The 13,701-nt window shown below is 63.2% G+C and carries 13 protein-coding genes; 6 read left to right on the forward strand and 7 right to left on the reverse strand.

The annotated features are described in order from the left end of the window. Window positions 1-28: 28 nt before the first annotated feature. A complete protein-coding gene (locus tag ACYQ6J_RS17535) occupies window positions 29-1,519 on the forward strand; it encodes a sulfatase (protein ID WP_460185494.1) in 1,491 nt (496 codons plus the stop codon). 92 nt (window positions 1,520-1,611) lie between these two features. Here the strand turns inward: ACYQ6J_RS17535 and ACYQ6J_RS17540 are convergent, their stop codons facing one another. Both ACYQ6J_RS17540 and queC read right to left on the reverse strand, forming a co-directional pair. Beyond that, entirely contained in the window at window positions 1,612-2,367 is a 756-nt protein-coding gene (locus tag ACYQ6J_RS17540) for a 7-carboxy-7-deazaguanine synthase QueE (protein ID WP_460185495.1), read from the reverse strand. A gap of 109 nt (window positions 2,368-2,476) precedes the next feature. Continuing rightward, complete coding sequence (queC, locus tag ACYQ6J_RS17545; RefSeq protein ID WP_460185496.1) at window positions 2,477-3,214, reverse strand: 7-cyano-7-deazaguanine synthase QueC; 738 nt, start codon at window positions 3,212-3,214, stop codon at window positions 2,477-2,479. A gap of 94 nt (window positions 3,215-3,308) precedes the next feature. Between queC and queF the strand changes: the two genes are divergently transcribed. The 5 genes from queF to trpC all read left to right on the forward strand — a co-directional run bounded on the left by queF (window position 3,309) and on the right by trpC (window position 7,887). Then, on the forward strand, window positions 3,309-3,686 hold the full coding sequence (gene queF, locus ACYQ6J_RS17550; RefSeq protein WP_460185497.1) for a preQ(1) synthase: 378 nt from the start codon (window positions 3,309-3,311) through the stop codon (window positions 3,684-3,686). A gap of 209 nt (window positions 3,687-3,895) precedes the next feature. Further along, entirely contained in the window at window positions 3,896-5,359 is a 1,464-nt protein-coding gene (locus ACYQ6J_RS17555; protein ID WP_460185498.1) for an RtcB family protein, read from the forward strand. A 387-nt stretch (window positions 5,360-5,746) separates the two neighbouring features. After that, window positions 5,747-6,229 (forward strand): YbhB/YbcL family Raf kinase inhibitor-like protein, encoded by a 483-nt coding sequence (locus ACYQ6J_RS17560; RefSeq protein ID WP_460185499.1) that lies wholly within the window; start codon window positions 5,747-5,749, stop codon window positions 6,227-6,229. A gap of 13 nt (window positions 6,230-6,242) precedes the next feature. Continuing rightward, on the forward strand, window positions 6,243-7,034 hold the full coding sequence (locus tag ACYQ6J_RS17565; RefSeq protein ID WP_460185500.1) for a DUF434 domain-containing protein: 792 nt from the start codon (window positions 6,243-6,245) through the stop codon (window positions 7,032-7,034). Window positions 7,035-7,077: 43 nt separating this feature from the next. Beyond that, a complete protein-coding gene (gene trpC / locus ACYQ6J_RS17570; protein WP_460185501.1) occupies window positions 7,078-7,887 on the forward strand; it encodes an indole-3-glycerol phosphate synthase TrpC in 810 nt (269 codons plus the stop codon). A 70-nt stretch (window positions 7,888-7,957) separates the two neighbouring features. Here the strand turns inward: trpC and ACYQ6J_RS17575 are convergent, their stop codons facing one another. From ACYQ6J_RS17575 to ACYQ6J_RS17595, 5 genes are all read right to left on the reverse strand, one after another. Then, window positions 7,958-9,103: a glycosyltransferase family 2 protein gene (locus ACYQ6J_RS17575; RefSeq protein ID WP_460185502.1), complete on the reverse strand. Its 1,146-nt coding sequence runs from the start codon at window positions 9,101-9,103 to the stop codon at window positions 7,958-7,960. Next, window positions 9,100-9,882, reverse strand: coding sequence for a lysophospholipid acyltransferase family protein (locus tag ACYQ6J_RS17580; protein ID WP_460185503.1), 783 nt, complete (start codon window positions 9,880-9,882; stop codon window positions 9,100-9,102). Before ACYQ6J_RS17580 ends, ACYQ6J_RS17575 begins: the two co-directional genes overlap by 4 nt. Before the next feature lie 4 nt (window positions 9,883-9,886). Next, window positions 9,887-11,404 carry a phytoene desaturase family protein gene (locus tag ACYQ6J_RS17585; RefSeq protein ID WP_460185504.1) on the reverse strand — a complete coding sequence of 506 codons (1,518 nt, stop codon included), beginning with the start codon at window positions 11,402-11,404 and terminating at the stop codon, window positions 9,887-9,889. Window positions 11,405-11,479: 75 nt separating this feature from the next. Beyond that, on the reverse strand, window positions 11,480-13,012 hold the full coding sequence (gene crtI / locus ACYQ6J_RS17590; protein ID WP_460185505.1) for a phytoene desaturase family protein: 1,533 nt from the start codon (window positions 13,010-13,012) through the stop codon (window positions 11,480-11,482). Window positions 13,013-13,149: 137 nt separating this feature from the next. Continuing rightward, on the reverse strand, window positions 13,150-13,692 hold the full coding sequence (locus ACYQ6J_RS17595; protein ID WP_460185506.1) for an HIT family protein: 543 nt from the start codon (window positions 13,690-13,692) through the stop codon (window positions 13,150-13,152). Between the last annotated feature and the right edge of the window lie 9 nt (window positions 13,693-13,701).

Genomic DNA, 13,701 nt, shown 5'->3' on the forward strand with positions numbered 1-13,701 from the left:
TCGCGGCTTGATTGAGGGAGGCGAAGACATGCGGGTGGATACCTTGTTCGCGTGGGTGGGGGTGCTTTGTGCGAGTGCGATCGCAGCGGCGGACATGCCCGACACATCCAAGATGAACGTTCTGTTCATCAACATCGAGGATTGCAACGCGGCGGCGTTGGGGTGCTACGGCAATCCCGTTTGTCGCACACCGCACCTCAGTCGCCTGGCCGAGACCGGCATTCGCTTCGATCGCGCCTATGTTCAAGCGGTCTGCTGCAACCCTTCGCGGACGTCCTTCTTAACGGGGTTGCGACCGTTGACTACGGGCGTAACCTCCAACGGTCACGTCATGGACGAGGTCATGCCGCCGGATGTGGTGACGCTGCCCGAGATGCTGAAGGCCCGGGGAATCTACACTGCGGTGGTGGGCAAGTTCTTTCACCGCTTGGATTACGCGGACAAGCAAATCGCGACCTTCGACCGGATCGAGCATTATCAGCGACCGGCGGGTTGGAAGGGACCGGAGCAGAAACTGAAATTCCCCCCGGTACCTCGACCGGCGGACTGGGAACCGGCGCCGAAGGATCAAAACAGTCGCGAATACGCCGAGTGGCGACGGCGACACTCCGACCGCTACGGCGACTCGGGGCTGACCCGGGAACAGGAGGGCGATTATCGCATGGCGGCCACCGCCGCGGCTTTGCTCGAAGAATTCGCCGGGAGTGATCGGCAATTCTTTCTGGCGCTTTCGCAGTCGCGTCCGCATACGCCGCTGATCGCGCCCAGGGAGTATGTGGCTCTGTACGATCCGGCCTCGCTGCCGGACTTTCCGGCGCCGCCCGCCTCGCTGGTGCATTTCCCCTATCCCAAACGAGCGGTCGGGGGGAATCCCGACATCTTTACCCAGCGTCAACCGACGCTCCAGGAGGCTAAAGCGGCCTTGGCCGCCTATTACGCCTGCTTGACCTTCGTGGACGATAACATCGGCATGGTTCTGGATACGTTAGAGAAGACCGGCTTGGCCGACCGTACGATCGTGATCTTTCTCGGCGATCACGGCTTTCACTTGGGCGATCACGGCTTTTGGTCGAAATACTCGATGCTGGAGGCGACCCACCGCGCGCCGTTGATCGTTCGGGTTCCCGGCGCGGCGGGCAACGGCAAGGTCTGCGACGAAATCGTGGAATTCGTGGATCTGGTGCCGACCTTGGGGGAATTGCTCAAGCTGGACGTACCGAAGAGCGTCGAGGCGACGAGCTTCGTGCCGCTGCTGGAGGATCCGGGGCGACCGTGGAAGAAGGCGGCCTTCATCGTGGAGGACGACGGCGACGCCTTCGGTCAAGCGGTGCGGACCAAGCGCTATCGCTACATGGAGTTCAGCAAGAAGGCCCCCATTCCCGCCGCCTTATACGATCTGGAAAAGGATCCCTGGGAAACCGTGAACGTCGTGGACGATCCCGCCTACGCCGATGTTCGCCGCGAGATGGCGGAGTTGCTGCACGCCGGTTGGAAGGCGGCCTTGCCGCCGACGCGGTGAACGAGCAGAGTACAAAGGAGACCGCCTACGCCTTCGGATCAAGCCGGAGGTCGGGGCTTCGGTCGCAGGTCCCCGGTGCCAAGGCCCGCCGCTCAGGTGCCGCGGCGACAGCCGAACCATTCGATCTGCTTGCGCGGGCAGAAGACCAGGCCGCGGCTTGAGCAGTACGGTTCCAGCCACCGCCCTTTTTGCTCCAATTCCGCGGCGTCGGTCCCCTGTGGCATCAAAAGGACGCGGTCCTTGCGAACCCCGGGAAACTCCCGCAAATAGGCCGATACTTCGTCGCAGTCCTCGGGGCGGTCCACGACGAACTTGAGTTGGTAGTCGTGTTCCGCCATGAGTCGGCGAACGATCTCCGGTTGGAAGCGGCGGCTGTCGTGGGTGACCGCCCAACGGGGATGTTGCGCGGCGTCGGGCGTGGAGTTGCTCAGCTTGGGACTGATGGAGAGAAGGTCGCACGGGAGGGATAGGTACCGCGTGCCTGCCGTCTCGATCGTGATGTGGTAACCCCGCCCAGCCAATACCTCGCAAAAACGAGGCAAGCCGGGAAACAACATGGGCTCCCCACCGGTGATGACCACGTGCCGGGCCGAGTAGTGCTCGAGGCGGGATATCACTTCACCCAGTGTCAACGGTTCGCCTTCAGGACGCCACGAGGCGTACGGCGTATCGCAGAACCGGCAGCGGAGGTTGCAACCGCTGAAACGGATAAAGATGCTCAGCGTACCCGTCAACAGCCCTTCCCCTTGCAAAGATTGAAATATCTCCGCCACCCGAAACGACGGGCCGACCGCTTCACGGGCGTTCGGGGCGGCCATGACGGTCGGGCTGGGTTCGCCTCGGTTCACGACTTCGACTCCTCAATGGCTGAAAGGGCTGGGTAACTGTGGGATTCAACAGATTCAATTGTATGCTTCCGCTTGGGCGCGGGGTCCCGCGCGTCGGGCCGAGAGGGTCTCAACCTTCGCCCGTGTCCCCGTCGTCGGCGTACGATATCGGATCTTGTGCGCCCGCCTGAGCGAAACCGCGGCGGCGAAGTTGGCAAGCGTCGCATCGGCCGCAACTCCTTCCGTCGGGCAAGGGGTCGTAGCAACTGTGCGTCAAGCCGAAGTCGACGCCCAACTCGAGCCCGCGGCGGATGATCTCGGCCTTGGTCATTTGGATGAGCGGGGCGTGGAAACGGAAGGTCGCCGTCCCCTCCACGCCCGCCTTCGTCGCAAGATTGGCCAACCGCTCGAAAGCCTGCAAAAACTCCGGACGACAGTCGGGATAGCCGCTGTAGTCCACGGCATTGATCCCCAAATAGATATCGCTCGCTCCCTCGGTTTCGGCGTAGGCGAGGGCCAGCGCCAACAGGATGGTGTTTCGGGCCGGGACATACGTGACCGGAATGCCTTGGGGCACGGTCTCGGCGATGCGGTCCTTGGGAACGGCCCAATGGTCCGTCAGGGCGCTGCCGCCGAAGAGGGTCAAATCGACGTGCAGGAACACGTGCCGCTTGACGCCGAGGGACTCGGCGACCCGTCGGGCGGCATCCAACTCGAATCGGTGCCGTTGCCCGTAGTCCACGGTCAACGCATATAGGTCGAAACCGGCCCGGCGGGCCTCGGCCCCCGCCGTCGCGGAATCCAAACCGCCGGACAACAACACTACGGCTTTGTCGGCCATGGGAACACGATTAACCGGATGGGGCATGCGAATGCCGGGAGACGCCGCCCGGCGAATCGGCCGAACTTGCTTCGCGCCTTTGTCTCATCATGCCACAATGGTAGTGTTCGAGAAAGGAGTATTGCCCGTGAGTGAAAATCTGCGAGCCATCCTCGAAACCTTCGAAAACCGGTATCCCGACCGCGAGTACACCATTGAAATCGTTTGCCCGGAATTCACGTCGGTTTGTCCCAAGACGGGGCAACCGGACTTCGGGACGATGACGATTTTTTATGTTCCAAGTCAACTTTGCGTCGAGCTGAAAAGTCTAAAGTTGTATCTCCAAGCCTACCGGAACGTAGGCATCTTTTACGAGCACGTGACGAATCGCATTTTGGACGATCTGGTAGGGGTGTTACATCCCCGCTGGATGAGGGTAATCGCCGATTTTCGACCCCGCGGAGGCATCACGACGAAAGTCACCGCCGAATATCGCGCGGAAACTCCCCCCGCCGAATAGAATTCCGTTGCGGAGAGCATTATCGCCGACCAAATTGTCGCGCGGATCGGTTGGGCATTGCCGGATTCGAAGCTGTGCGGAATCGGATGCGTCCCCGCCGTTGGGCGAACGAGCCGAGGGCGCGGTGCAACGTTGGGGATGAGGGCGACGCGATTCTGCTTGCCGCCCGTTGCCGGTATCAGGGAACGAATTGCCGGGGAAACTGTCGGATGGGTAAAGAGGGATTCAAGGGACCGCTTCAGCGAGTGGATGAAACGACCTGGCGCATTCCGCGAAGCTACAAGCCGGGGATGCGTGTGGAGGGGCGTATCTTCGCCGATGAACGCTTGCTCGACACGATCCGCGCCGATCAGGCGCCGGAGCAGGTTGCCAACGTGGCCTATCTGCCGGGGATTCAAAGCGCCAGCCTGGCCATGCCGGACATTCATTGGGGATACGGCTTCTGCATCGGCGGCGTGGCGGCGACCGATCCCGCCGAAGGCGGCGTGATCTCGCCCGGCGGCGTCGGGTACGACATCAACTGCGGCGTGCGGTTGATGCGAAGCCATATTCGGGCCGAGGAAATTCGCTCTCGATTGCCCGAACTGATCAACGTCCTCTTCCGGCGGGTCCCGGCGGGGGTGGGCAAAGGTGGGCCGTATCTCTTCGCCGGGAACGAAATGGACGCCCTCCTGGCCGACGGCGTTAAGCATTTGGCGCGGCGGGGCTTGGCAACCGAAAGCGACGTCGCCTTGACCGAGGCCGAGGGGGCGCTCGCCGAGGCCGATCCCGATTGCGTCAGCCCCACGGCCAAAGAGCGGGGCGGGGATCAGTGCGGCACGTTGGGGGCCGGCAATCACTTCTTGGAAGTACAGGTGGTGGATGAGATTCTGGACCGCCGGGCCGCCGAGGCCTTCGGACTGGAGGAGGGCGCGGTTTGCGTCATGATCCACTCGGGATCGCGCGGGCTGGGGTATCAGGTCTGCGACGACGCTCTGAAGGCCATGCGAAAGTGCCCCAACCAATACGGCATCGAACTGCCCGACCGGCAACTCGTTTGTGCGCCCGTGAACAGCCCGGAAGGGCGACGATACTTGGCCGGCATGCGCGCGGCGGCCAATTTCGCCTGGGCCAACCGGCAACTCTTGATGTGGCAAACGCGCGAGGCCTTTCAAGAGTTCTTCGGCAGGCCTTGGGAGGAGTTGGGGTTGGGTTTGGTGTACGACGTCGCTCACAACATCGCCAAACTGGAACGGCATTCCGTCGACGGCAAAGAGAAACTGCTGTGCGTGCATCGCAAGGGCGCCACGCGGGCTTTTCCCGCCGGACACCCCGAGGTCCCCGAGCGCTACCGGCATGTGGGCCAACCGGTCATCATTCCGGGAGACATGGGTCGCGAGAGCTGGGTCCTGGTCGGCCTGCCCGGCGCCATGGAGAAGACCTTCGGCACGACTTGCCACGGGGCGGGTCGCGTCTTGAGTCGCACGGCGGCGACGGCACGGGCAAGGGGACGGCGAATCGATCGTGAACTCGCCGAAAAGGGCATCGTCGCCAAAGCTCATAGTCGGGAAGGCCTCGCGGAGGAGCACCCCGAGGCGTATAAAGATGTCAGCGTGGTGGTGGACGTAGTGGATCGTGCGGGCTTGGCCAAGAAGGTCGCCCGACTGCGTCCGCTCGGCGTCGTCAAAGGATGACGGCCGATCTTGCGACCGGGAGAGGGCTGGGGAGGAATGGCGATGCGGCGACGTTCGGCGTTCGGCCTCGCGGGACCGGCGATCGGGACGGTCTTGTCGGTTATGCTTCTTGCGTGCGGTTGCGGCAAGACATCGCCCAACGGTGAGTCGGGCCGATCTTTTCAAATCGTCGACGACGTGCCCGCGTGCTGCCAAGGTGCCGCGACCGACTCGACGACCGAAAGTGACGCGGTAAATGCCGACGAAGCCGGTCGTCCCAACGAGTCGCAGGCGGCGGAGGGGCGGGGCGAAACCGGGAGAGATTCCGGGGCAAAGGCGGAGGCCGGCGAAACGGCGACTCCAACGTCGCCCGACGCGCGCGCCTCGAATGTGGAAGGAGGTGAATCCATGTCCTTCACGCTAACCAGTTCGGCTTTTGAAAGCGGAAAACCCATTCCGAAGAAGTACACGGGCGAGGGCGCCGACGTCTCGCCGCCCTTGGAATGGAAGGGCGTGCCGGAAGGTACGCGGGAACTGGCCTTGATTTGCGAAGACCCCGACGCTCCCACCAAGGAGCCTTGGGTCCACTGGGTGATCTACAAGATTCCTCCCGAAACGACCTCCTTGCCCGAGAACGTGGCCAAGACGTCGCGACTCTCGCAACCGCCGGGTGCGTTGCAGGGCAAGAACTCGTGGCCCAGCGGACAAACGATCGGCTATCGCGGCCCGATGCCGCCGCCCGGCCACGGACGGCACCATTACTACTTCCGCCTGTACGCCCTGGATGCCAAGCTGGTCATCGAACCGGGAGTCACGAAGTCGGTCCTGTGGATGAACATCAAGGACCACATCGTGGGTCAGGCCGAGTTGATGGGGACCTATGAGCGCTAGCGGAACCTCGGTCGTGCCCGATTCACGCCGCCATCGCGGACCGCACCCGGAGGATGATCGGCTGTTCGCCGCCGATCAGCTTCCGCGACTGGCAAGCGCCTTTGCGGACCTGTGCTGGTTGCTGGATCGCGGCTATGCCGTGCCCTCTTCGCTGAAGCTGGTGGGCGATCGTTACGGCTTGACCTCGCGACAGAGAATCGCCCTTGAGCGCTGCGCTTGCACCGAAGCGGAGGCGTTGCACCGCCAATCGCGACGAGTCGCCCTCTCAGACCTGACGCAAGGCACGTTGGCCGTGGATGGGTACAACGTCCTGACCACGGTGGAGGCTGCGTTCGGCGGCGGCGTTTTGCTGCTCGCTCGCGACGGCGCCCTCCGCGACATGGCGAGCATGCACGGATCGTACCGCAAGGTGGCTGAGACCATGACCGCCCTGGACGCGATCGGTCGCACGCTGGAAGCGCATGCGGTTCGCTCGTGCCTGTGGTATTTAGATCGACCGGTTTCCAACAGCGGGCGACTGAAGCGACTGATCGAAGAGACGTCCGCCGCCCGAGGGTGGCACTGGACGGTGGAGTTGGCGTTCAATCCCGACGTGATTTTGGTGCAAGAAGCGGCAGCGGCGGCCTCGGCCGACAGTGCAGTGCTGGATCGCTGCGCGGGCTGGGTGAATTTGGCGCGCCAGGTCGTGGAGTCCTGCGTCCCCGACGCATGGATTCTCGACTTTTCCCGCCCGCCGTCGGCGCACGCGTCGCGGACGCCGGTAGAGGATTCCTCACAAGAATCGCGTGAAATAAACGGTTGGTGAGCATGCATCCGCGGCGTTCGCCGTAGTTACCGTGGGCCGAATCATGAGCAACATTCTGGATCGTATCGTCGCCGGCAAGCGGGAAGAGATCGAGCAAGCCAAGGTCCGCGTGCCGGAAGCGGAACTGCTCCGCCGGATCGAAGATGCCCCGCCGCCGCGCGACTTTTTGGGGGCGATTCGCGGAAGCAAGTCGATCGCGCTGATCGCCGAGGTCAAAAAGGCCAGCCCTTCCAAGGGATTGATTCGGGAGGATTTTCGGCCCGTCGAAATCGCCCAAACCTACGAGCGTCACGGCGCCGCCTGCATTAGTGTGTTGACCGACGAGCCGAATTTTCAGGGACATCTCGACTTTTTAGGCAGCGTCCGCCAAGCCGTCTCGATTCCCGTGCTGCGCAAGGACTTCATCCTGGATCCGTACCAGGTCTTAGAGGCCCGAGCGCACGGTGCCGACGCGGTGCTGCTGATTGCCGAATGCTTGGATGACGCTGCGCTGCCTGCGCTTTACGAGGCGATCGTGCATTGGCAGATGACGCCGCTGGTGGAACTTTACGAGGCGAGCAATCTGCCGCGCGTCCTCGCCCTGGGCGCTCCCTTGATCGGCGTGAACAACCGTAACCTGCGGACCTTCGAGGTGGACCTGGAGCACACCATCCGCCTGCGTGCGGAGATTCCGGCGGATCGCTGCGTCGTCGGGGAGAGCGGGATTCAGACGCACGGCGACCTCCGCCGATTGGCCGCTTGCGGCGTTCAGGCCGTGCTGGTGGGTGAAAGCTTGATGCGCGAACCGGACATCGGCGCCGCCGTGGACCGCCTACTGGGGCGAGAAACGATCCAGCCCCAGACGCCGAGTTAATACGCATCGAGTAACACGGCGAGCCTCCCGCTTGGGCTGAGTAAGAGGATCGTTTTCGCTTGGCCCGGGGTCAGTGGGAAACGTAGCCGCGGCCCTTCCAACCGGCCTTGTAGCCGAGTCGGGCGCGGGACCATGCCCACCACTGGATGGCCAGAAACACGGCGATGCCCAGCGGGTGCAACAGCGTTCCCCGCCAGGGGTGCCGGAATCGCAGCGCCAAGGCGATTCGGGGAAGGTAGCTTGCCGCAAGGGCGGCAATGGCCCATAGCCCCGCCGGTTGCATCCAGCCCCGCGGCCATTCCAGTAGAACCAGGATCGGCGGCAGCACGTGCCCCAACCCCAGCAGCAAAGTGGCGGGCAAGATCATGGCCGGGGTAGCCAGTCCCTCCGTTGCGTTTTTGGCAAAGCCCCGTAGGACTTCGCCCCAACCGTGATACATGCGGCAGGCGGCGATGTCGGAGGCGTCGAAGACGTCGGTCATCATTCCCGCGCGGCGATACGCCCGGGGCAATTGCAAACCGTCGTGCAGGGATGCGCGAATGGCCGCGTGACCGCCGGCACGTTGGTAATCGTCTTTGCGGGTGGCGAAAAGTTGACCGCAACCCGATCCGTAGGCGGGGTGTGAGCTTGCCCGCATCCGACCCAGCGGCAAAAACCCCAACAGCACGAAGTGAATCAAGGGGACGATCAGTTCCTCCGCCAAACTGCCCGTCTCTTGGTGGGGAAAACCGCTCACCAATTGCGCGTCGGACCTGTTCAGGAAGGCGACGATTCGCCGCAGCGCATCGGGAGCGAGTCGGACGTCGGCGTCGAGAAAGACGAGGATTTCGCGATCGGCCAATTCGGCGAGGACGAGGCAGGCGTGTTGTTTGCCGCACCAGCCTTCGGGAAGCGGCGGAGCGGATGCCAACCGCACGCGTCGATCCCGCTCGGCGAACTCTTGTACGACGGCGGCGGTCGCGTCTTCCGAGGCGTCGTCGAGGACGATGAGTTCGAAGTCGACGCCGCGATTGGCCAAAACATGTTCCAGGGTCGCGCGGATGTTGTCGGCTTCGTTGCGCGCCGGGATCAGCACCGACACGCTCGGCGGCGGAGCATCCGGTCCATCCGGGATGTCGGCGGGAGCAAGGCGGAAGCGTCGCCAATTCGCCGCAATCATCAGGCCCGGGAGCATCGCCGCCGCGAGGCAGAGGATGGCCGTCGTTTCCGCCGTCATAGGGGCCTCCCATGATGCGGTTCGAATCGTGTACCGCTCACGGCGGCGCGGAGGCGGCGCCACAGGTCGTACATGCCGCCCACGCCCACGCGTCCGGATAGCAGCGTCTCGAAACCGTCGAGGCGACGCGCGACGACGTCCTCCTTCAGCAAGTCCATCGCGACCTGCAAAAGCCACGGCAGACGCCAAAACAAGGAATCCGGCGGACCGGCGCCCAGGTGTGCCGCGGAAATAACGGGCCCGAACCGGGCCAGAATCTCGGGCGTCCGCTCTTCCCAGAAAACGTATTCCACGGCAAGCGGCAAGATGCGACCGCGATCCAATCGGCGGACGAGATGCGCCAGGCCGGGAGCGAAGATGATGGGCCGTTCGCGGACATCGGCGAATCGAGCTTGCGGCGTCAACCAGAGAATCGAATCCGATGCGCGGAGGATTTCCAAGGAGGTCCGCAGGAACGTCAACGCTCCTGCGACCGAGCCTAACTCCACGCCGAAGACCCCCAAACGGCGAAAAAACGGATAGCGGCGCAGTGCCGCGGCGTCCATCGGGGCATAGACCGGACGATTCGGCCAAAAGTGGTCCGCCAAGAAGAACGCCGTCAAAGGATCCCACCACGAGGCGTGATTCATAATGACGATCAACGGTTCGTCGGTGCGGACCTCGTCGAAGTTCACCGGCAGCGGACCCATCCGCAAGGCGTGGAAATGCCTGCGGATGTATCGCCGCGCATACCAACGAAACCAAGAGCGTAGCCAAGGCGAAACGGTGGGGCGGTCCATGGCTTCACGAGCCTGGTCGAAGGTCTTGATCCAGGGCGTCCGCCGCGATCCAACCGGACATCAGCGCCATGGGCATGCCGGGACCGGGATGCGCGGAACCGCCGGCCAGGTAAAGACCGGCGACATCCCGACTGCGGTTCGCGGGTTTGAAAGCGCCGGCCCAACGTCCGTGGCTGGCCAGCCCGTAAATCGCCCCCTGAAGCACGGCATAGCGACGGTCGATATCCTCCGGGGTCAGGAATCGCTCCACCACGATGCGGCTTTCGATATCCGGCATGCCGCCGGTCCGCGCCAACTTGGCCAGAATCGTCTTGCGGTACTCCGGCAGAATCTCGGACCAGCGATGTTCCGGGCGAAGATAGGGCGTATGCACCAATATGTAGAGCGCCTCGCCGCCGGGCGGGGCGACCTCCGGTTCGGTGATGGAAGGCGCGGCCAAGTAGCACGTGGGATCGGGTGCGGGACGTCCCTCACCGTAAATCGCGTGAAACTCCTCTTCCGCGTCCCGCGAGAAAACGAAGTTGTGATGTAGGAGATGATCGTACTTTTTCGAAAGTCCCAGATACAGCACCACGCCCGAGCACGCCGGTTCGTAACGTCGCCGACCCAGGAACCGCGCAGCGGCCTGATCGCCCAGCAGTTCCCGATGCGTCCGCACGCTATCGGCGTTGGAGATCACGGCGTCCAGGGCGATGCGTTCGCCGGATTCGGTTTCCACGCCCTGCACGCGCCCGTTTTGCGTCAAAATGCGACGAACGGGACACTCCGTCCGCAATTCGGCGCCCAACTTGCGAGCCAGTTCGACCAACGCTCGGGGAACGGCCCCGGTGCCCCCGCGGGGATACCACACCTTTTCCGCCACCTGCATATGGGCGATGCCGCAAAGGACGGCGGGGGCCAAAAAGGGAGACGATCCGACGTACTGCGTAAAATGGTCCAACATTTGGGCGGCCCTGGTCTCGGGCACGTGAGCGCGGACCGTGCCCGCCACGCTCCGCCCGAAGCGGAGGCTCCATAAATCGCGGAGGACGCCGGGCTGAAACGTTCCCTCGAAGCGGAACGTATCCCGAACGGATCCGACGCTCCGCCAGAAGAAATACCGCTCGGAAATGTCGTGCAAGCGTCGCGACAGTTCGATGAAATTTTGGTAACCTCGCCCGATGTCTCCGCCGCTGAATTCGTCCAAGCGATCCGCCATCCGCTCCACATCGCTCACCAGGTCCAGGCGAGTGCCGTCCTCGAAAAAGCACCGCCATTGCGGGTCTAATTCGATCAACTCCAAAGCCGACTCCAAGGGCACGTTCGCTTCCGCGAAAATGCGCCGAAGCACGGAGGGGAGCGTGAGGATGGTAGGCCCCATGTCGAAGCGATAACCGCCCTCCTCCAGGACGCAGGCCTTGCCGCCTAGGAAGGGATTGCGTTCCAGCAGCAGCACACGATGTCCGCGCGCCGCCAAGGTGCATGCGGCGGCCAAACCGCCGAGTCCGCCGCCGATGATTCCCACCCTTGCCTGATCCGCCATGACTTTCCCCCAAGATTCCAAATGAGCCGAATCAACGCGCCGCGCCGCCCTCCGCCGCCGTGACTGACGGCCCGTTCAGAGGCCGTATGGCGACGGACTGAGGGGCGCGGGCCGCAGGAAACTCACGTCCTCGCCGAAGTCTTGCAGCACCAACCGTGCCGCGATCCGCGAGGATTCGAAGATCGTCGGCAGTCCGCTGCCCGGGTGAGTGCCGCCCCCGACCAGATAGACGCCCTCCAATTCCTCGAAACGATTGTGCGGCCGAAAGATCAGCATTTGATCCAGGCTGTGGGCCAGGTTGAACGTGGCCCCTTTGTAGATTTGCATGGCCTCCCAATCGTCGGGAGTCCAAACCTGCTCCACGCGAATCCGAGGCTCGAGGTCGATGCCGAGAACCCGGCGTATTTCGCCCAGTACGCGTTTCCGGTAACCGTCGCGCTCGCGGGACCAGTCGATGTTCGGGTGTTGATGGCTGACCGGGACCAACACGTACAACGTGCTCATGCCGGGAGGCGCCAAGGAGGCGTCCGACACGCAGGCGTTTTGGATGTAGAACGCCGGTTCGTCCGACAAGACGTGGCGAACCTCCACGTCCTCGAGGTGTTCGAAATAGTGATCGGGCACATAGATGTTGTGATGAGCGAGGCCGTCCAGACGCCCCTCGATCCCCAAGTAGAGCATGAAGGTCGAGCAAGAAAATCGCTTTTTCGACAGTTGTTCATCGCTCCAGCGCCGGCGCAGGCCGTTAGGCACCAACCGCGACACGGCGGCGGCGAAATCGGCGTTGAGAACTAGGGCGTCGCAAGGATACTCCCGCTCCTGGGTCCGCACCGCAACCACCCGTCTTCCTTGGAACTGCAAGGATTGCACCTCCTCCCCCGTGCGAATCTCCGCGCCCAATTCTTGGGCAATTGCGGCCATCTTGCGCGGAACCGCGTTGCATCCGCCGATGGGATGGAAAATCCCGTAGGCGTATTCCAGATACGACAAGATGGAAAACAGGCTGGGGCATCGAAAGGGCGACATCCCCAGATACTTGGATTGGAACGTGAACGCCAGTCGCAGCAGAGGATCGCGAAAGAAACGGCCCAGATCGGCGTTCAAGGACGCCCAGGGGCGAAGGTGCGGAAGGACCCCCAACACCTGAGGTTCCAAGAAATCTCGCCACCGCATGAACGGACGTTGCAAACAGGGCAGCGCCGCCCGCAGCTTTGCTCGATTGCTCTGCAAGTAGCGATGATACCCGCCGACGTCCCCGGGCGCGAAGCGGCGAATCTGTTCTTCCATGCGAGATACGTCGGGCGTCGTGTCCAGCGTCCCGCGATTCCCCAAAACCAGGCGATAGAGCGGATCGAGCGGCACGACGGGGACTTCTTCGTCCCAGCTTCGCCCCACGGCGGAAAAAATCTCGCGAAGGGCGCAGGGGTAATGCAGAAAAGTCGGTCCTCGATCGAAGCGAAACCCGTCCAGCGCGACCTGGGAATTGCGTCCGCCGACGTGCGGCAAGCGTTCCAAGACCGTCACTTGCATACCAGCCCGGGCTAAGAGCATAGCGGCGGCTAGACCACCCGGTCCGGCGCCCACAACCACTACCTTGCGACGTTCCATGAAAACACGGCCAATCGGTAATGGAAATACCTTCGGGCGAGTCCCCCCCCAGAAGACTATGGCCTTTGGATGAGCAAGCAACTCCTGAAGACGCGGTTATTCTATCGTTCCGGTCGAGAGACGGTCAACGCGACGGACTACCGGCCCGCATCCTGGGCGAGGCTCGCGCGGAGCAGTTCGCGAAGCGACTCCAGCGACTGAGGGATGACTTTGACGTCGGCCAAGACGGGCATGAAGTTCGTGTCGCCGTTCCAGCGGGGCACGATGTGCCAATGCAGGTGTCCCGGCAGTCCCGCCCCGGCCACGCGACCGAGATTCAGCCCGATATTGAACCCGTCCGGATTCATGACGCGGCGGAGCAGCGCCACCATGCGACTGAGGCTGAGCATCAGGGCTTGGTGTTCCTCAGGGGTGACTTCCGTCAAGTCGCCCACGTGACGGCGAGGAGCCACCAGCAGGTGCCCGTTGTTGTAGGGGTAGCGATTGAGAACGGTCAGCGTCAGGGCGTCGGAAGTTATCGTCAAGCGTTTGGGCGGTTCCGGATCCGCCGCCGCTTGGCACAGGAAGCACGCGGGATCGCCGCCGGGCGGCAGACGTTCGACGGGCAGTTCTTCGCTCGGTCGGTCCGCCGACTGAATGTAGCTCAATCGCCACGGCGCCCAAATCCTCTCCATGCTCATCAGTGATCG

This window comes from Thermopirellula anaerolimosa, assembly GCF_054657335.1.